The organism is Methanobacterium congolense (assembly GCF_900095295.1).
Lineage (GTDB): Archaea > Methanobacteriota > Methanobacteria > Methanobacteriales > Methanobacteriaceae > Methanobacterium_C > Methanobacterium_C congolense.
On the sequence record NZ_LT607756.1, the window covers coordinates 1,525,615 to 1,545,271 of the forward strand.

The following is a 19,657-nucleotide window of genomic DNA, read 5'->3' on the forward strand; positions in this document are numbered from 1 at the left end:
CAACTTTCATCACCTTTTTAAGCTTGAGAGTTAAAAATTACTAAGGAGATTCAAATGAAAGATTTATTTGCAGATAGAATGTCAAAGGTTCCAAGATCCTTTGTTAGAGAAATATTGAAGGTTACAGAGGATTCTGATATCATATCCTTTGGTGGTGGACTTCCAAACCCTAAATCATTTCCACATAAGGAAATTGCAGAAGTTGCATCGGAAGTTTTAAAGTACGAAAGCAGTGAAGCCTTACAGTACAGTACAACAGAGGGTTACAAACCCCTGAGAGAGTACATTGCTCAGAGGTATCTTAAAAATGGTTTGAAGGTGGATGCTGATGAAATATTAATAACCAACGGTTCTCAGCAGGGACTGGATCTCGTTGGCAAGGTTTTCCTCAACAGGGACGATGGTGTGATCGTGGAACGTCCCACCTACCTTGCAGCTATCCAGGCCTTTGGAATGTACGAACCCAAGTTTCATTCTGTGAAACTCATGGACGACGGCCCAGATACCCCTGCCCTTGAAAAGCTTTTGAAAAATGGGGACTCCAAGATCTTCTACTGCGTTCCCAACTTCCAGAATCCCAGCGGAATAAGCTACTCTGAGGAGAAGAGAAAGGAAGTTGCAGGGATAATCCAGGAAAATAATGCTGTTCTTGTTGAGGACAATCCCTATGGCGAGATCAGATTTATGGGCAGAAATTTGCCCCCAATTAAAAAGTTTTTACCGGATTCTGTGCTTCTGGGTTCATTCTCAAAGATCGTTGCCCCTGGAATTCGCCTGGGATGGGTTGTGGCAGGAGAAGAAGTTATGGACAAACTGGTTACAGCCAAACAGGCCTCGGATCTTCATTCAAACTACCTGGCCCAGAGGATGGTGCACCGCTTCCTAACAGAATACGATGTTGAGAAGCATCTCAATAAAATAAGGAGCATGTACCGGATGCAGCGGGACGTCATGGTCAATTCCATAGAGGAGTACTTTCCCGAGGGTGTCACCTGCACAAAACCTGAGGGAGGAATGTTTCTCTGGGTGACACTGCCTGAAGGTGTTTCTTCAATGGAGCTCTTTGACCTTGCAATAAAAGAGAATGTTGCATTCGTTCCAGGAGAAGCATTTTATGCGGACGATCCTGAAATCAACACCATGAGGTTGAACTTCTCAAATTCAGATGAAAAAAGTATAGTTGAAGGTATTAAAAGACTTTCAAATGCACTTGAAAAAATTTTATAATGGGTTTGAGAGATTCTGTTGAAGCTAACAATGAAAACCCCATAAAAAAGTTTTTCAACAGATTCTTCCCATCATATTTTCTTTTTAAACTCATTAAAGGTATCTCTTCCTTTTTTTCGATAGGTATTTATTGGCTGGAGAACATAAAATAATAAAGAAATTAAAGGTTAAGAAGAGTTTTTTGACGGTTTTATTTGCAATCAAACCTTTTTTGGTGGTGTTTATCTATGTTAAAAGCCGTGATCATGGCTGGTGGAAAGGGCACAAGACTCCGCCCTTTAACATTTACAAGACCAAAACCCATGATTCCACTTGTTAACAGGCCCATAATCCAGCATACAGTGGAAAGACTTAAATCTATGGGTTTTAAGGACATAGTAATGACCTTGAACTACAGATCAGATAATGTAAAGGAGCACTTCCAGGATGGATCCAGTATGGGGGTTAACATCAACTACTCCGTGGAAGAATCACCTCAGGGTACTGGTGGAAGTGTTTTGAAGGCTAAAAAGTGTATAAAAGAGACTTTTCTGGTTTTAAGCGGCGACGTTATAAGTAACGTTAATTTTAAGGATGTTTTAAAGTTTCACAAAGACAAAGGGGCTGTTGCAACCCTTGTTTTAACACCTGTTGAGGATCCAAGCCACTTTGGAATAGCTGTCCTTGATGAGGATTCCAGGATAACGAACTATCTTGAAAAACCATCAGCAGATGAGGTATTCAGTAACATTGCAAATACCGGCATATACATATTTGAACCTGAAATATTCAACTTCTTTGATGAGAAAAAAGGTGAAATAGACTTTTCAAATGAAATCTTTCCAAGGTTGATAGAGGAAGATGCAGGAATATATGGCTACGTCTTCGATGGTTACTGGAACGATGTTGGAAGGCCTGAAACATACCTAAAAGCCACCTACGATATTTTAAACCGCAAAATTCATCAAAAAATCTATAAAAAACGTGCAAAACAGAGCATTGGCAAAATAGGGAATATATGGATGGGTAAAAATATCCATATTGGCAGAAAAGTGCGTATAGAGGGACCCGTTGTAATTGGAAACAACTCTTTTCTTGACGATGGGAGTAAACTATCTCATGGAACCGTTATTGGAGACGGAGTCTACATAGGCAAAAACAGCACAATTCAGGGTTCCGTGATTCTTTCAGACAGTGTTGTGAAGAAAAACTCATTTTTAAGCGGATGCATCATAGACACCCACTGCACAATCAACGAACACACCATCATAGAAAAAGGGGTTGTTACAGGTAGCAGGGTTGAGATAGGGAAAAATTCAGTTGTAAAATCATCACGACACATCAAAAACCAAACAAACATAGTCTCTGATTCTGTTGTGGATGCAGACATATAAAGAGGCCACTGCACTCTGAACTGGATTTAATTAATGACCCTAACCAACGGAATCATTACAACACAGTTAAATCAGGAATAAGCCCAATGAATGATTAAAATTTTATCTTGAATACATTAAGCAAGATGAAAAGGAGTTTTTAAGGTGTCTCTATTCGTTAGAGAAGTGAGGGGCGTTGTGAACTCAGAGATAAGCAATGAATTTGCATCCAACCTGGGAACCATGGTTGGGAACTTTTTAAGTAAGGGAAATGCAGTTGTGATTGGTAGAGATACGAATCAAGCTTCTCAGATGATAAAAAGGACTGTAACTGCAGGTCTGATGGCTGCAGGTGTTGAAGTGATTGATTTTGGTGTGGCTCCAATACCTTCAATCAATTACAGTGCTGGAATCTACAATGCAACTGTTGTTATTACAGTAACCACCTCACACATTCATCCAGATGAGATCAGCATTAAGATATTCAGCAGCCACAAAATTCCAATGGCTCAGGAACATGCTGAAAAGGTAAGGTGGGAAGATATAGGATCACTATCCTATGTTCACGATTACAGGGCTAAATACAGGGATGCAGTTGTTGAAAATGTTGATGCAAAATTGATAAGAAATCATGCCTCTAAAGTGGTTCTTGACTGTGCAAATGCCTCCGCGGTACCTTTCACCCCTGAGATCTTGGCTAAGGTGGGATGTGAAACCCTGCTCTTTGGATCCCATGGTCCTAAATCAATTGATGAGAGATTTGCAGATCCCGGGCCTAAAAGTCTTTCCATGATATCAAACCTTGTAAAAACCGTTGGGGCAGACCTTGGAATTGCAATTGACAACGATGGTGACAGGGTTATATTTCTGGATGAAAAGGGGAATGCGCTGCGTGACCAGACCACCCTTGGAATATTTGCAAAGGATGCCCTGAATGAAAATCCTGGAAGTACAGTTGTATCCTCAGTTGTGGCCTCAAGAGCCCTGGACGATGTGGTATCTGCATGCGGAGGAGAACTGATTAAAACCCCAGTAGATCTTGTTTTAACTGGAAGTGTTGAATATAATACAGTTTTTGGAGGAGATGAACCAGGACTTTACGTATTTCCCAAATTTCATCCCTGCTTCGATGCCATCTTTGCATCCATTAAGATGCTTGAAATAATCTGCAAAAAGAACAAAGCACTATCCGAGATCGCAGAGGAGATTCCTGAATATCAGAGAACCGGTTTTTCAGTTAAGTGCCCCCATGAAAAGAAAGAAGATGTTCTTGAATATCTTAAAGTTTCTCTTGTGGATGAAGGTACTTTGAACAGCACAGATGGTGTAAGGGTTGATTGGAAAGATTCCTACGTACTCATAAGACCTTCACGTTTTGAACCACTGATTAGAGTTTACATTGAGTCCAGATCATCTGAAAAACTCCAGAAACTTGGGAATAAAATAAAAAAAATAGTAGAAACCATTTAATTTGTAAAGATATCATCAGCCGCTGATTAAAAACCTTGAAGGAGGATTTTTTATTCAAAGGGAAGATCCATTGAGGGAGATAGATAGATTTTTAGAGGACAAACATCTCATGGTTGCATCCAACAGGGGCCCTGTGGAGTTTCATGAAATGGATGATGGGAACCTTGAAGGTCGCAGAGGAGCGGGAGGCCTTGTTTCAACCCTGCTTCCCATTATGGAAACTGTTAAGGGAACCTGGATCGCCAGTACCATGACCCCTGGAGATAAGGTTGCTGCAGAGAGATTTGCCGATGGTAGGGTTCCTGTGCCTGAGGATGAACCCAAGTTCTGGGTTCCCTTTGTCAGCGTTGATCCAGAAAGTTACGAGGATTACTACAGTGTTATAAGCAATCCTCTTCTCTGGTTCGTTCAGCATTACATGTGGAATCCTCCATACACTCCTGAAATTGATGACAAAATCCATAAGGCATGGAAAAATGGTTACGTCCATGTCAACAAACGATTTGCAGACAAGGTGGTGGAGGAGTCAAAATTAAATGAAAAGGAAGCCCTCATAATTCTTCAGGATTACCATCTGTATCTGTGTCCTGCTTACATCCGTGAGAAGCTTGAAGATAATTTTTTAAGCCAGTTCATTCACATACCATGGCCTCAACCTGAGTATTTCTGTATTTTACCAGATTACATGAAGGAAGCCATTGTAACAGGACTTCTATCCAACGACATAGTTGGTTTTCATATAGAGAAGTATGTTAAGAACTTCCTCAGGACCTGTGAAGATTATGCAGACCATGTGGACTTTGAAAGTAACACCGTCAACTACAAAGGCCGTGAAATTCTTGTGAAGAGCTATCCAATCTCTGTTGATTATGAGGGACTTGAAGAACTTTCAAGAACAGAGGAAGTTCTAAAGAAGGAAAAAACCATCCATGAGATTAAAGGGGATTCATTTCTCATCTACAGAACGGATCGTGCGGATCTCAGTAAGAATATAGTGAGGGGCTTCAGAGCCTACGATCTATTCCTTGAGAAGCATCCGGAATTCCATGGAAAGGTTAAATTTCTTACCACTGGAAAACCCACAAGACAGCAGATCAAGGAGTACAGGGATTACAGAATGGAAATTCACAAGATAGTGGGCCATATCAATGCAAAATATTCAAAGGAAGGTTGGAAGCCGATCGAAGAGATATTCAAGGCAGATTATCTCCTTGTAACTGCAGCCTTCAAACATTACGATTGTTTAATGGTGAATCCAATCTGCGATGGTATGAACATAGTTTCAAAGGAGGGTTCGGTTGTCAATGAAAACAACGGAGTTTTGATACTATCAGAACATGCTGGATCCTATGAAGAGCTTAAGGAACATTCACTCAACGTTAATCCCTTCGACGTGACCCAGACTGCTGAAGCACTGCATAAAGCAGTTAAAATGAATGAAAGTGAACGTGAAAAACGTATAAATGGTTTAAAGTGGATTATAAAGAAAAGGAACATATACCACTGGATCACAGAACAGTTCAATGATATTGAGGAGTTCTTCAACAACAAGATAAAGGAATAATCATATAAAGCAGAGCCCACAATGCATTACAGGGTAAAAACTAAGCCCCAATCAAAGAAACCAGTTCATTATAGAAGTTTTTAACTTAATCCTGACTTAAACTAGTTTAGATAGTCTAAAAAAAATAAATAATGAAAGTAATGGAAATTAACTGTTCAAATCTTAAATCGACGCTGTTTTGTTTCCCCCACAGTTTTGTAACAAATTAATATCCACATTTTTCTCATTTAAAGTGATATTACTCCCATTTTGAGGAATTATGGACGTACTCTCACTCCTATTAAGCCAATCATTCAGATCATTAATTTTACCTTCAATAGTATTTAATTCTTCATTGGTAGACAAAATATCCATTACATGGCAAATAAGAGTATATATGGCGTAGATCATTAATCCAATTCCAACCAAAGCAATGATCAAACCTACAAGGCATATAATTACCTTCAACCAGTTCTGTGCAAGTACATGCATCGTTACTTCAGATGAACTCCAGAAAAATATCTGAATTTCTTGTTCTGCAAGAAGGTCTATGACTGCAAAAGACGCTTGAGCCATATCCCCAGGGAATCTCGCCATACAAACCTCTGCAAATGATTGAATGGTTTCAAAGACAGGAAGCCCAGTTGCTCTAGGTTCCAAGTTCCATGCATTAAGAGTTTTTAAAGATATTTGATAACGAAATTGTCCGGATCGAATGTATTCCACAGGAGATTTACCTATGGCCTCAGATACTCTTGCTCCCAAGGCTTTCCCCATGAAGGTTGCAAGTAGGATACCAACAACTGCCAGAATAAGGCCAACACCTATGAGAATACTTGCCAGTATGATACCGGATTTTGCATTTTTTTTAGCAAGTAACACATCGTTCTTTTCAGTTTCAAGGTTACTTTTTTGGATTTGAATTATCTTGCCCATCACGGTCCTGTGATCCTGATTAGAAGTTACAGACAACATGATTCCAGTATAAGCTTTTTCAAACTCATCCAAACTCAGAGTCAGTTCCTTATTCTCCTCTGTCAGTAACTTAACTTCTTTAGAGTCTGGAGAGATCATCCCAATGTAAGCATACCTAATATTACCCTTCTCATCAATTAACTGCACAATATTTCCCCTTAACGTCACGGTATCAATATCAGTTTGCACAGATTGACAAACATCTATACCAGATTCATGGAGTATTTGAATCATGTTCTGAGCATCAGTATGTAACTCAGGACATATTTCAGAAATATTAGGAGTAAAAGCAGTCTGGTTTGAGGTATCATTTGTAGCATTCGTATCATTAGTGTTATTTACAGATGATCTGTTAGTTTTAGAATTAAAAAACAACTTTTTATCGTTATTTCTAAAATTTAACAATTTCTGCTGCTGTAGTTTATTCAGTTGATCCTGATTCCACAACTTGACATACTCTTCACCATCAGAGGATTTATTTTCATTATTAGATTCATTTTTAGCATTTTTTGCTTTATCAATCAGTTTATATCCCTTGGCCATGAATTTGATCTTTGAAAAAAACCCCATCTTTTTTTGACTTTGCTCATTGTACTGCTGCGCCTCATTGGCTACCTGTTCCATTTGCACAGCAAAAGCAGGCGTCAAATTAATGAAGACCACCATCAGGAACAACAAAAACAACTTCCGAGAATTAATCATTTTTTCCCACCTCCATAACCATAAATATTCTAATTATTATTACAAGTAAAACTTAAAAGTTTAAATATTTAAAGTTATCTAATAGTGGAGTGGAGGGAGTCATGTGAAGATCCTGAATAAAAAAAATACTGAAAAAAAGCCATATTTAAAGAAAAAAATTTTGGTGTTTGTAGTAATAATAGCTGTTATAATTACTGTTTATGCCATATTTTGGGGACACGCACTTTACAGGCCATTTGAAGATTTTAAAGGGCCAGTATACATACCAAAAGGTTACAATCTCACGGACAACTTAACCACAGATAACGAGAGAATTTTTGAATACTCTGGAAACGGGACTTTTTGGGTCGGTTTAATAAAAGATCCAAACAAAAAAGAACTCAACGAAACTCTGAACCCCTTTGCCGATGATTCTCAAAACATTAACGAAACAAATGAAATTATAACAGTAAATGGACATAATGTTACCTTCAAAGTCCATGAAATGTCCATAGATATGCAGGAAATAACCAGTGACATTCCTATACTTAGTAAATACACCATGCCCACGATTAAAATGGCTAAATTCCAGGCTAAATGGTACTGTGAAGAGACCAACTTAACATACGTGGCTATTGGTTTTGTAACCTCAGATCAGTTGGAAGAAATGAAAAAAATGATTGAATCCATCCAATGTCACCCTGAAAAATCATTGTTCAACTTAAATCTAGGTATTTAAGAGTATAAACTGAGTTTCTTTATCTATACCCTTTAAACCTTGCTAAACAGGTTCAATCAATCCAAGAGCCATTCAAAAAATTTCAGGACATCATCCACACTTTCAAGGAAGTAAGAAGCTTCTTCCTTAATTCTAGAGGGTATTTCACCTGAAAGAATTATTATTGATTCACCGTCAAGTTTACCCTGGGTTTTGAGTTCATTCAGCTTCCTGAATGCATCTGAATCAGTTACATCATCCCCCAGATATATAACACTTTTTACATCATGATCCTTGACTATCCTTTCAAGAATCTTACCTTTATCGTAACCTGTGGGCGGTCTTATCTCAATTACTTTTCTGCCCTCTTTTATTTGAAGCCCTTTCAGTTCTTCCATATCTTTAAGGGCGTCCAACAAGATTTTTCTGGCATTGGGATCTTTGCAGAGCCTGTAGTGTATTGAAAAACAGAGCCCTTTATCCTCTAGAAGAACACCTTCGGCATTGCAGGATTCTTCCTCTTTTATTTTGCAAGCTGCTTCATTTATACGCTGGATGTATCTTTTGGTGTCCTCCTCGACCTGGATTTGCCCATTTTTCATGTACTCCATTCCATGGTTGCCAACGTACAAAAGTCCTTCTATTCCAATCATCCGTTTAACATCTTCAACAGGTCTTCCACTTACAACCGCAACCATCTGGAACTTTTTTGACAATCCAGTGAGAGTTTCCTTCATAGAATATGATACGAAAGCTTCCTGTGGTGTTGGAACTATTTCACTTATAGTTCCATCCACATCAGTTATTATGACTGTTTTTTTATCATTTTTAAACCTTTCAAAGACTTTTAAATTCTTCATAAGGGATTTGGGCATTTTTATTCCTACTTTTTAATTAGAATTTTTTTTAGGCATTTCAATCAATTCAACCCATTTCTAAAAGCTATTATTATATATTCTATCTTCGTTACTAATAATTTAAATGAAGATTTCTTTAGAATGATTTTATAAAATCCAACGAAAGTCAAATCATCCTAAAAAAAGTCAAACAGCCAAATCGGCAGCTTTTAATGTCCTGAGGTAAGAAAAATGGAAATTAAATACGTGTGTCCACTAATAACAGTAGCAGATATTGTTAAGTCCCGAGAATTTTATGAAAATATCTTAAAACAGGAAGTAGAGGTAGATCACGGTGCAAATATTGCCTTCAAGGGTGGTTTTGCCATTCATGATGCGGAACATTTTCAGGGCTTAACAGGCCATTTCATTCCAAGCAAAACACATTCTTCAAAGGATTTTATGGAATTGTATTTTGAATCAGAGGAAATTGAAAAACTGGAGGAAAAATTAGGGTCTTTGAATATTGAATTTGTTCATGGGATCGTGGAACAGCCGTGGGGGCAGAGGGTGATGAGATTTTATGACCCTGACAATTACATAATTGAAGTTGGAGAGCCTCTTGATGCTGTGGTGAAACGAATGGTCCAAGAGGGATTGACTGAGGAAGAGATCACAGAAAAATCATCAATACCCCTTGAATTTGTTCAGATGATGCTGAAATAAATAATTTATAAAAAATTTTAAAAATAATTTTTTTAAATATTTGAAATTTCTTCTGAATTTCTCTTTTTGAAGGTATAAATTTTTATTTTGAACGTTTAAATCATAAAATTAAACCATAAAGAGTATCAAAATCTTGGATTAATATCAAAAAAACCGTGCATAATCAGTTAAAAAGATATGGTTATGTTTTAGAATAAAAGCGCCGGGGCCGGGATTTGAACCCGGGTGATCCAAGGGATCAGTGGCTTAGCAGGCCACCGCCGTACCAGGCTGGGCCACCCCGACATTACCAATATTTAAGAGAATATTATTAAATGAATGTTCCTTAAAAAACTTCTTTGAATTGGAATCATTTTAATGTTAGGTTTAACTCCCTTTTAAAGTTTGCCCTAAATCTTTCATAAAATTAAGTTTACCCTAACTCCATGAATTGATGAAATGAAAATAATTCCATGAACCATTCACATCTTTAATTTGAAGTGGGCGTGTTCAAGAGTGGACAGGCCTCCTGAAAACTGGTGATCCAGAAACCCGACTCCACCCCGTTGCTCCACAAGCATCAGCTGTCCACAGTAGAACTGCTTCTTTCCAGACCTGATCCGTTCCTGTGGTTAAGGTAGTTAACCCCGGCCCTACAGCCGAAGCCCTTCCACCACTAATCCTGCGGGACGAGGTTTCGACATCGAAATCCTGGGCCAATTCCCAGTTAACCTGCCGCCTCTTGAACTTCAACCGCGCCGTATAGGGGATATGCGCTTACAGAGGACCCCTAACCCTCCAGTCTAGCCCATTTAAACTTGGTGCTTTTTAGTATTTGAACCTTGCGATCACTTCAGTATCTTGTGGTTAAAACACGGAGGGGATTAATGGAAAGAATAGTGCTCATTTTAGGATTAAGGAATTGCAAAGAGTATTTCTATATTCATATGCCATAATTATTGTATATGGAACTCCTGCTGATCATCGGTATCGTGACTGCTGTTTACATGGCCTTCAACATTGCAGCAAACGATATTGGAAACTCGATGGGCACTGTTGTTGGAAGTGGTGCCCTTAAAATGAGGAATGCACTTATATTAGGGGCTTTATTTGAATTTATCGGGGCTCTGTTCCTTGGGAGTAATGTGATAAAAACTGTGGGCAGCGGAATTGTGCCTCCTGAGTTCATGACCACTCTTGGTGCCTTTGTTATAACCCTTGCTGCAGGAATCTGGATAACCATAACCCTTATAAAAAAAATACCAATATCTGGATCCGATGCCATTGTAAGTTCTGTTTTGGGTTATGGAATCGCATACGCAGGATTGCACAACCTGAATCTGGTTACGGCAGGTTACATAGCACTCAGCTGGCTCACATCACCACTCATCGGCCTTGTAACTGGTTTTTTAGTTTACTTCACAATGAAGAAGCTGCTTTTAAAACCTGGAAAGCGGAAAATTTCATACAAGGACAGGCTTGAGAAGGTTTTTTCTTATCTGCAGATAGGAAGTTCTTCACTGGCAGCTTTAAGCGTTGGTGCAATAGATATTGCTGCTGCAACAGGTGCATTGTACGTTACTGTAGGCAGTAGTATGGGGTTTTCAATAAAATTTTTGGGTGCCCTGGGCCTTGTATTTGGAATTTTAATTGCAGGAAATCGTATAACTGATACTATAGGTCGTAGGATCACTGAACTCGTTCCAACACGGGGTTTTTCAGCCCAGATTTCAGCCGGAACAATAACCCTACTTTTTGCATCCTATGGAATGCCAATATCACCTACACAAACCCTTGTGGGCTCTGTTATAGGTGTTGGACTTGCCAGGGGGACTTCAACTGTGAAATTAGACGTTATAAAACATATAGCGAGCACATGGATATTCACTATCCCCGCATGTATTCTGATCTCTGCATCCCTCTACTTTTTAATGTCTTATTTAATTGGAGTTATTGGATAAAGCTCAAAGAAATAGGAATCGAACTCAAAATCAAATCAATCAAAATAAATAATTATTTTTTTTTGGATTTAAGGCACACTTTAAATTTAAATAATATAAAATCATCTTAAAAACTTTTTTTAAGAAATTTAAACCATATTATCAGTTTTAAAACTCTTTTAACATAAATTTTAACGTAAAAATTATATGTAACTCCAGCGATAATTAATAACAGTTACAGTGAAATAATATGTTAATAAAAAAAATTTAATGAAAAATTGCAGTGATTGAAGTCTGTATAGAGTTGGAGGAATATAAAATGAAAGCCGATGCAATAAAAATCACAGATGGTGTGTACTGGATTGGAGTTAGGGACTGGGATCTTAGGAACTATCATGGATACACAGTTAAGGGAACAACCTACAATGCATACATGGTTTTTGGAGAAGAGAAGGTTGCAGTTATAGACAACACCTATCCTGGAAGCTCAGCACAAATGTGGGGACGGATTAAGGATGCTTTCCGTCAGGAGAACAGGGATTTCAAGGTGGACGTTATAATCCAGAACCACGTTGAGAAGGATCACAGCGGTGCCCTTTCAGAGCTGTGCAAAAAATTCCCTGATGCACTTGTATACTGCACTGCAGTGGCTGTTAACGGATTGAAAAGACATTATCCCTCACTCCGGGATGTTGATTTCCAAACTGTTAAAACAGGTGACACACTGGATCTTGGTGGTAGAACCCTTGCATTTGTTGAGGCCAAGATGCTTCACTGGCCTGACAGCATGTTCACCATGCTCATGGAGGATGGAATCCTCTTCTCAAATGATGCCTTCAGCCAGCACCTCTGTTTCATGGAGAGGTTCAGTGATGAAATACCTGAAGACATTCTCATGGGTGCAGCGTGCAAGTTTTATGCTAACCTATTAACCCCACTTTCAGGATTGATACTGCGAAAATTCGATGAAGTAAGTAAATTGGAATTGTTGGATAAAATAAAGTTAATTGCACCTGCACATGGTCAAATCTGGAGGGATCCTATGCAGATAATAGGTGCCTACACTGAATGGGCAACTGGAAAATGCGATGATAGGGCAACCGTTGTCTACGATACAATGCACGGCTCAACCCAGATGATGGCCCATGCAATTGCAGAAGGCCTTATGAGTGAAGGTGTGAAGGTTTCAATGTACTTCCTCCATGAGGATGAGAGAAGTGAGATAGTCAGGGACATACTCCAGAGCAAGGCTGTGCTCTTTGGAATTCCAACCATGTTCAACGAACCCTACCCAAGTATTGGAGACCTCATATTCTACCTCAGGGGTTTGAACTTCAAAATGACTGGCTTTAAAAGGAAGGCTGTAACCTTCGGTTCAATGGGATGGAGCGGTAGAGCTGTGAAGAAACTTGCAGATGAACTTGAAAAATGTGGATTTGAAGTTTCCACAGACTACGAAGTGAACTACCTCCCTGAAAAAGATGAACTGGACAAGTGCTACGAAATTGGAAAACAACTGGCCAGAGAAATTAAGGACATGAGCTGAAAATAGGGATATAAACTGAAATAGGGATATGGGCTGAAAAATGTTAAATTTATGGAAATTATGGAGGTTTGCGTAGATGAAAACATTGGAATTTGAAAGTCAACTGGATCCACACAAGAAATTGATGACCGTACTTTTCTGGATAAACAGAAAATCTGCAAGGACAGAGGGTTGTGCACCGTTTCTTATAAAAAAGATCACAACAGAAGAAAATGTATACACACCCGAAGGTCGAAAACTCTTGAAGTTAAGTGATGATATAATGGAGGACCTTGTGAGAAGTGTTGATGATGGTAGGACCATAGAACTGGAGATCAGTATGGGTAAAGAGTTCATAAAGGCCAAACTTGAAGGAAACAGCTTTTCGGTGTCCACAGAAGAGAGCAAAGAAATCGAGGATGAAATCATTGAAAAACTCGAAATGGAACTTGGAAAGAAGTATCCCAGTGTTTGCCAATCCTTCATACCCCGGGTAACTCCAAGGAACCCCCAATGAAACTTCAAACCCAAAAAAACCATATTTTTTTCAAAATTTTTATTTAATATTAGTTCCTTCAATTTTTTTATCCTTTTTTAAAGAGTTTTATGATTAAAAAAAGTTTTTAATTATTCAAAAATAAAAACAGAGGATAAATAACCAAAGTATAATCATGAATCATGTTAAAAATCATTAAAAAAAAGAATGTACAACAAAATGAATGCCTTAAAAAAACGATACAAATTATTTTACTATTAAAATCTATTTATCATTAAAATTTAAGAAATTTTTTTAAGAAACTTTTGAGTTAAGAAATTTAAAGTTCCCAAAATTTAGTTCTAAAATATTTGAATTAATTCTAAAAATGTATTTGAAGATGGAGTAAAACTCCTTTAAAAGTTTTAAACTTTTATAGCTCTTATTATATCTCCATCTGAGATTATACCCTTTATCTGTTTATCTTCCATAACTATGAGCTGGTTTATAATATCTCCCTCAGCACCATGCTCATTCATGGCCTTGACAGTATCTAAAAGGCTATTTTCTGGATCCACACATATAACATCCTTCACCATGACTTTCTCAACCGTTGTTCCCAGTTCGTACTTGTCGAGTATTAGGTTGTGGCCAAGATCAGTTGCTGTTACTATTCCAACGAGTTTATCATCATCAACAACAGGTAAAGAGCTTACCTTGTGTTTCATGAGTTTTTCAAAGGCAAAAACAACATCCTCAGTTGGTGGAACTGTTATAACACCCTCAGTCATTACATCCTTAACTTTTATCTTTTCCAACATCTTCTTCACTTCCATAGGTCTTTGTAATATCCTCTATTATGGAGTCTATCGTTGTTGTAACATCAATGTTTTCAATGACAGGAATATGATTCTTATTTGCCTGACTTTCGAAATATTTATGTGTTCTTCTTATGGCTCCAAAATAGTTCATATAACGTTTAAGTGGTCTTCTAGCCCACATCTGTCTGCATCGAGAGTAAAATCTGCCTTTATGGACCTCTTCATCGTGCAGTGTTAAAACGAACATTGCAACGTTATTCCTGTTTACAAGATCATCCCTTATAAAGCCAGGGACTATGTGAACTCCCTCTATAACAATACTTATACCCTCCGTCAGGGCCCTTTCAATAACAGCTTCCACACCTATACTTACAGTATCAACGTGGTCCCTGAATCCTATGAGAACCTCGTCGAGTTCGGGTGGCGGTGGTATCCTAAGGGAACGGTAAGCTGTGTAGCTTGACTCGTAAATGGTTGGAAGAAGTTCCTTGGAAACGATTTTACGCATTACTTCCCTTATCATATCAGTACTTATCATGTTCCTTATTCCAAGGCGATTTGCAACTTCAAATGCAATTGAAGATGTTCCAACACCTGAGGCTCCTCCGATAAGTATTATGAGGGGTTCTTTACATTTTCTAATCCTTTTCCACATTCCGTACTTTTCAGCTATCTGTTCATCTTCTTCCTTTAACTTTTCACGTACGATCACGATGAGATCATTTAAATCTATGACACTGACGCCTTCATCCCTAAGGTGAGCCTCTATCTTGGATGCGAAGGTGTAGGCCTTGTTTGGATCCATCTCTGCCCTGGTTAGTGACCTGGCAAGAACTCCCTTTGAAAAGGGTTCCCTATATTTTTTACCGGTTACTTCTCCTTCAACCATAATCATTTTCAATTTCTCACCTCAAATAGAATACAAAGGCTTTATACAATAACTTGAAACAAAATAGGTTATGTTAACATTATTTAAATTATTTTCTATTGGAACTTCAGGGATCTGCATGATAAAAAAAACATGCAGATAAAGCTCGATCACATCAGATATCTACGATTTCATGCCTCACATGGGTAACGTCCTCAGAATCGTTTATATCTATCAAACATGCATTTCCCTCAGATAACTGGCCTGGATTAATGATACATGTTTCACCAATTTTGTCTTCGCCCTTTGCCTCATGTATATGGCCACATATGTTCAGGGTAGGCTGCAGTTCCTCTATTATCCTTCTAACAGCTTCACTTCCAACATGATCCCCCGATGGCAGGAGATCCGCCATGGTGTCCTTGGGTGGAGCATGGGTTACAAAAAGGGTTATCTTCTGGTCTTTTATACGCTCCAGGGTTTTTTTAGCCTCTTCGTATATCTGGATTTCCTCAAATTCAAGGGGTGTTTCAAAGGGTGTTGGATTGGAACCTCCAAAACCACATATACCCACGTCCTTGATGACAACGTTTCTTCCATGTATGTTCACGGCATTTGAGTTATCTATTTCATTGTAGATACAGGTCTGGTCACAGTTACCAGGTATTGCAAGAACTGGAATGTTGAATGAACTTATCTCATTCAGTATTTCCTCTCCAAGTTCAGATGGTCCGAAGTTGGTTATGTCACCTGCAATTATTATCAGGTCCACGTGGTTGGATTTCAGGTAATTTAAGATCTTGTGGTATTTACCGTGTATGTCGCTTACTGCAAGTATTTTCATGGCAAAATCCTCTAAAAATTTTTCTTAAAAAAATAGTTAAATTTAAGTTCTGTTCTTAACTTTTAATTCATTTATTTTATTTTCTATTTCATTGAAATGATTAATTATTGATTTATACTTTTATCATGCATTTTATCAGGTATTTAATGAAATGGTTTTAATTGAATCTTTTAAATATTGAATAATTTTCAATTAAGATTTTTATTCTAAAATATTAAGTTTGAGCAACGCTTGAGCTTTGATCACACTTGCTTTACAGAAAGTATTTTTAGGGATCACTCACTAAAGAGTGGTGCCATCTCCTTGAGGCTGTGTTGTATGTTCTCTTTATCCCCGTAGATCACCACGATTTCATCGGTTTCAAATTCTATTATGACGTTGTGGTACTCTGCAATTTCCTGAACTCTGTCCTCGGATTGGGGTTTTTTAAATGTGATTCTGACCATTGAAAATCCAGATGGAGCTCCCACAACAAATTTGGATGGTTTATCATGTGTTTCATATACTGTTTCTCCACGGGAGGCTCTTTTAAGTTTTTCTATCCACTGATCAATGTAATCCTTGCCTTGAGCCTCTGCAAGTCCCATCAAAGTTTCCTGGAGGGATGTTAAAAAGTTGTTTATCCTTCCAACTTCTTTTATGCGCTCTGGATCTGTGGGGTTGACCTTGTAGAAGTTTATTGTTGTTTTTGCCATCCTTATATCTTCTGTTATGGCGGGAGATATTTCAACGTTCTTCTTTCTAAGGTCTGTCAATAATTCAACCAGCACCATCCATGTCTGTTCTGCAGGTAAATCGCTCATAAGTGTCCTTCCAATATTTTTTTGGTGTGGTAATTTATCTCAGCATCTGCTTCCTTTAACTCTTCTTCTATCTGTTTCACATTTTCGTATGAATCCAGGAAAAGCACGTGGTTGCTTTCAGTACCGCTTATGTTGAGTATTGCTATTTCATCAGTATCTTTAATTTCTCTTTTTTCTATTGATGCTTTGTACTGTACAAATGGCCCGTATTTTTCAGGCAGTTCATTGAATTTGAATATTCCCGCAAGACTTGCAACGAACATGAGAAAACACCTCTCTTAGATGGTTTTAAGATTTTAATTATTTGAGTTATGCATTATTTATTGTATTTTTTAATTAAAACTTTTTTTATCAGTTCTATCAGTTGATTCTTTCATCAATTGATTGGGAATCATATGAAATTAATGGCATTACAATTGGTATTTGTTTTTAAACTTTAAATTTTTTGGGTTAAAGTGAATGTTGAGCTTAGGTGGGGATTAAATTTGTAAATCATCAGTTAAAGGAGGATATTTTAAAATAAAAAGCATTGATATGTTTATATATTAAAATAATGATCATAATATATTCATATCTTAAAATAGTGAATATTATTAATTAAATTACAAATCAAACTTCAGATATTCAAATTGATTATTAAAATTCAAATTAATCATTGGACGAGACAAAAAGGTTAAACTAATTAAAAATGAGCTCTGAAAAGTTAATACATTTAAAATTAAGGCCCCTGATGATTCAGTTTTAATAGAAAGGTATTGATTGGATTTTAAAAAAAGAATTTGGTGGGAGATTTATTCTCCACCAGTTATAACGTCCAGTTTTGCGATAGCTGGGTCTGTGCTTATGAGGTGAGCATCAACTGTCAGCTCTTCTGGTTTTAATCCCATTGCAAGTCCGTAGAGCTGTGCAAGGTGGAAAACTGGTATCTGGAAGTTTGTTCCGTATTTTTTGTTGACCTCTGTCTGACCAACATCGAACTGTAAGTGGCAGAATGGGCAGATGTTTACTATTGCGTCTACTCCTGCTTCTGTCATGTTGTCGAGTTTTTCTTTGGTGTAGTCAAGTGTTACGTCAAGGTCTCTTGCCCTTAAACCTCCGCCTGCTCCACAGCACATCATTTTGTCCTTGTATGGTACAGATTTTGCACCGGTTGCTTCAACGAGTTCGTCAAGTATGGTTGGTTTCATTGGGTCGTCGACACCAATTTCTGCACTTGGTTTGAGGAAGTGGCAGCCGTAGTGAACTGCAACGTTGAGGTTTAATGGTTTTGTGAAGGTTTCTGTGAGTTTTTCAACACCTACATCGTTGTAGAGGATTTCTGCAAAGTGCCTTACGTTGACGTCTCCCTTGAATTCCCTATCAACTTCAGAGAGTATACCGTTGATTTTTCCTTTGAACTCTTCATCTTCTTTAAGGAGGTGGTTGCTTTCGAATAAGGATCCGAAGCATCCGTTACATTCGGTCATGATGTCCATGTCCATGTCTTCAGCTATGGTTAGGTTCCTTGCAGCTATTGCAGCCCATGTGGTTTTGTCGAATGAACCGAAAACACCTGGTGCTGGGCAGCAGGATGCTCCTTCCATGTCCTTGATTTCAATTCCGAGTTTATCCATGAGGATCCTGGTTGATTTCTCGATTCCAGGGTACCTGTTGTTCATTATACATCCTAAGAAATATGCAAATGCCATCTTGATTCCTCCTTATTCTAATTCTCCAGTTTCCCAGTTGTATCCTATGAGACTGTCGAATCCTGTGAGTTTGGTTATTTTCTGGACTTCTTCAAGTGCTTCTGGGAATTCGTGTGTGGTTGGTGGTAATTCATTTAAGCCCACGCTTTTCCTTAAAGCTTTGGTTGCATCGTTTATAGGTACACCGTGACCTGTTTTTATAACGAATGATCCTGTTGCTTTGTGTGCAGGTGCCATGTATCCTGCATGTGCTGCCTGGTTCCTTATAGCTTTAACAACGTCCACGATTTTGATTCCCCTTGGGCATCTTTCCTGGCATTCGTAGCAGGTTGTGCACATCCAGATTGTGTCATCAGATATGACTTCTTCTTTAAGGCCCATTACTGCCTTTCTTACAACTTGCCTTATTTTGTATGGGGTTCTTCTTCCGGAAGGACATGCTCCTGAGCATGTACCACACTGGAAACATACTGCCACAGATTCTGCGCCAGCGTCCATGATTTCCTGTTTGAAATTTTCGTCTATATCTGCACGGGTTATAGTATCTTTTTCTCTTCCTTCAAGTAAAGTCATAATACCACTCCTTTCAGTTTTGGGTTTTTCAGGTTCTTCTTCCCTTACTGATACCTTCTCTGATTCTTCTTCATTTGATTTCTCTGTTTTTGCTGTTTCTTTTGTTATCTTTGTATCAGTTTCTATTTTTTCTTCCACTGGTTCTTGTTTTTCTGGTTTTTCTTCTGCTTGCTCTTTAGGTTTCTCGGGTTCTTTATCAGTTATTTCTTCAACTGAAGGCTCAGCAACTGAAGGTTCAACATCTTTTTTGATGGTTTCATTAGATTTAATTTCATTATTTTTGGAAACTGATTCCTTGACTGTTTCTTGTTTTTCTTCCATTGGTTTCTCTGTTTTCACTTCTGACTCTGATTGTTCCACTGATTTCTCTGTTGATTCCTTTTCGGGGTTTTCATCCCCAGTTAACATCTTTTTCAAGCGATTTAGAAATGACATTCTATTTCACGCCCTCTTTGTAGTACGGCTCTGTGTGAAAACTTGTGATTTTCATATTCTAGGTGGAGTTTCAGCCTATATATAGGTTGTGTAAAAATCCACAACTGTAACCTTTTAGGTTACACCATCTTTAGGGTGATTTTTCTCATTCATCACACAAAAAATGCATTAATACATT

Annotated in this window: 18 protein-coding genes, 1 tRNA gene and 1 other RNA gene; 9 read left to right on the plus strand and 11 right to left on the minus strand. The window is 38.0% G+C overall.

Features of this window, described 5'->3' with window-relative positions:
* The first annotated feature begins 54 nt into the window (after positions 1-54).
* From MCBB_RS07235 to MCBB_RS07250, 4 genes are all read left to right on the plus strand, one after another.
* Entirely contained in the window at positions 55-1,227 is a 1,173-nt protein-coding gene (locus MCBB_RS07235; RefSeq protein WP_071907133.1) for an aminotransferase-like domain-containing protein, read from the plus strand.
* Between the two features lie 227 nt (positions 1,228-1,454).
* Complete coding sequence (locus tag MCBB_RS07240; RefSeq protein ID WP_071907134.1) at positions 1,455-2,600, plus strand: sugar phosphate nucleotidyltransferase; 1,146 nt, start codon at positions 1,455-1,457, stop codon at positions 2,598-2,600.
* Between the two features lie 144 nt (positions 2,601-2,744).
* Complete coding sequence (locus MCBB_RS07245; RefSeq protein WP_071907135.1) at positions 2,745-4,049, plus strand: hypothetical protein; 1,305 nt, start codon at positions 2,745-2,747, stop codon at positions 4,047-4,049.
* Between the two features lie 70 nt (positions 4,050-4,119).
* On the plus strand, positions 4,120-5,613 hold the full coding sequence (locus MCBB_RS07250) for an alpha,alpha-trehalose-phosphate synthase (UDP-forming) (protein ID WP_231916332.1): 1,494 nt from the start codon (positions 4,120-4,122) through the stop codon (positions 5,611-5,613).
* Positions 5,614-5,775: 162 nt separating this feature from the next.
* Here MCBB_RS07250 and MCBB_RS07255 read toward each other — a convergent pair whose 3' ends face one another.
* Positions 5,776-7,191, minus strand: a complete 1,416-nt coding sequence (locus tag MCBB_RS07255; protein WP_145976026.1) for a hypothetical protein — start codon at positions 7,189-7,191, stop codon at positions 5,776-5,778.
* A gap of 181 nt (positions 7,192-7,372) precedes the next feature.
* Between MCBB_RS07255 and MCBB_RS07260 the strand changes: the two genes are divergently transcribed.
* Positions 7,373-7,987 carry a hypothetical protein gene (locus MCBB_RS07260; protein WP_071907137.1) on the plus strand — a complete coding sequence of 205 codons (615 nt, stop codon included), beginning with the start codon at positions 7,373-7,375 and terminating at the stop codon, positions 7,985-7,987.
* Positions 7,988-8,043: 56 nt separating this feature from the next.
* Here the strand turns inward: MCBB_RS07260 and otsB are convergent, their stop codons facing one another.
* On the minus strand, positions 8,044-8,826 hold the full coding sequence (gene otsB / locus MCBB_RS07265; protein ID WP_171899107.1) for a trehalose-phosphatase: 783 nt from the start codon (positions 8,824-8,826) through the stop codon (positions 8,044-8,046).
* 228 nt (positions 8,827-9,054) lie between these two features.
* On the opposite strand from otsB, the gene MCBB_RS07270 reads away from it, so the two are divergent.
* Positions 9,055-9,528 (plus strand): VOC family protein, encoded by a 474-nt coding sequence (locus MCBB_RS07270; protein ID WP_197668937.1) that lies wholly within the window; start codon positions 9,055-9,057, stop codon positions 9,526-9,528.
* Between the two features lie 200 nt (positions 9,529-9,728).
* Here the strand turns inward: MCBB_RS07270 and MCBB_RS07275 are convergent.
* Together MCBB_RS07275 and ffs are read right to left on the minus strand one after the other, a co-directional pair.
* A tRNA-Ser gene (locus tag MCBB_RS07275) sits at positions 9,729-9,813 on the minus strand.
* A 192-nt stretch (positions 9,814-10,005) separates the two neighbouring features.
* Positions 10,006-10,321: signal recognition particle sRNA (gene ffs / locus MCBB_RS07280), an RNA gene on the minus strand.
* Positions 10,322-10,472: 151 nt separating this feature from the next.
* Between ffs and MCBB_RS07285 the strand changes: the two genes are divergently transcribed.
* From MCBB_RS07285 to MCBB_RS07295, 3 genes are all read left to right on the plus strand, one after another.
* On the plus strand, positions 10,473-11,468 hold the full coding sequence (locus tag MCBB_RS07285) for an inorganic phosphate transporter (protein WP_071907139.1): 996 nt from the start codon (positions 10,473-10,475) through the stop codon (positions 11,466-11,468).
* Between the two features lie 298 nt (positions 11,469-11,766).
* The gene (locus tag MCBB_RS07290) at positions 11,767-12,993 is read left to right on the plus strand and encodes an FprA family A-type flavoprotein (RefSeq protein ID WP_071907140.1); all 1,227 of its coding nucleotides are present in this window, start codon (positions 11,767-11,769) and stop codon (positions 12,991-12,993) included.
* Between the two features lie 76 nt (positions 12,994-13,069).
* On the plus strand, positions 13,070-13,489 hold the full coding sequence (locus MCBB_RS07295) for a hypothetical protein (RefSeq protein WP_071907141.1): 420 nt from the start codon (positions 13,070-13,072) through the stop codon (positions 13,487-13,489).
* 383 nt (positions 13,490-13,872) lie between these two features.
* Here the strand turns inward: MCBB_RS07295 and MCBB_RS07300 are convergent, their stop codons facing one another.
* From MCBB_RS07300 to hdrC, 7 genes are all read right to left on the minus strand, one after another.
* The gene (locus MCBB_RS07300; RefSeq protein ID WP_071907142.1) at positions 13,873-14,268 is read right to left on the minus strand and encodes a CBS domain-containing protein; all 396 of its coding nucleotides are present in this window, start codon (positions 14,266-14,268) and stop codon (positions 13,873-13,875) included.
* Complete coding sequence (locus MCBB_RS07305; RefSeq protein ID WP_071908033.1) at positions 14,246-15,163, minus strand: 2-phosphoglycerate kinase; 918 nt, start codon at positions 15,161-15,163, stop codon at positions 14,246-14,248. The genes MCBB_RS07300 and MCBB_RS07305 overlap by 23 nt, the downstream gene beginning before the upstream one ends.
* A gap of 148 nt (positions 15,164-15,311) precedes the next feature.
* A complete protein-coding gene (locus MCBB_RS07310; RefSeq protein WP_071907143.1) occupies positions 15,312-15,980 on the minus strand; it encodes a metallophosphoesterase family protein in 669 nt (222 codons plus the stop codon).
* Between the two features lie 275 nt (positions 15,981-16,255).
* The gene (locus MCBB_RS07315) at positions 16,256-16,783 is read right to left on the minus strand and encodes a DUF2096 domain-containing protein (RefSeq protein ID WP_071907144.1); all 528 of its coding nucleotides are present in this window, start codon (positions 16,781-16,783) and stop codon (positions 16,256-16,258) included.
* The gene (locus MCBB_RS07320) at positions 16,780-17,046 is read right to left on the minus strand and encodes a DUF749 domain-containing protein (RefSeq protein WP_071907145.1); all 267 of its coding nucleotides are present in this window, start codon (positions 17,044-17,046) and stop codon (positions 16,780-16,782) included. Before MCBB_RS07320 ends, MCBB_RS07315 begins: the two co-directional genes overlap by 4 nt.
* Positions 17,047-17,574: 528 nt before the next feature.
* Positions 17,575-18,471 carry a CoB--CoM heterodisulfide reductase subunit B gene (gene hdrB, locus MCBB_RS07325; RefSeq protein WP_071907146.1) on the minus strand — a complete coding sequence of 299 codons (897 nt, stop codon included), beginning with the start codon at positions 18,469-18,471 and terminating at the stop codon, positions 17,575-17,577.
* 12 nt (positions 18,472-18,483) lie between these two features.
* The gene (gene hdrC, locus MCBB_RS07330) at positions 18,484-19,452 is read right to left on the minus strand and encodes a CoB--CoM heterodisulfide reductase subunit C (RefSeq protein ID WP_394327154.1); all 969 of its coding nucleotides are present in this window, start codon (positions 19,450-19,452) and stop codon (positions 18,484-18,486) included.
* Positions 19,453-19,657: the final 205 nt, after the last annotated feature.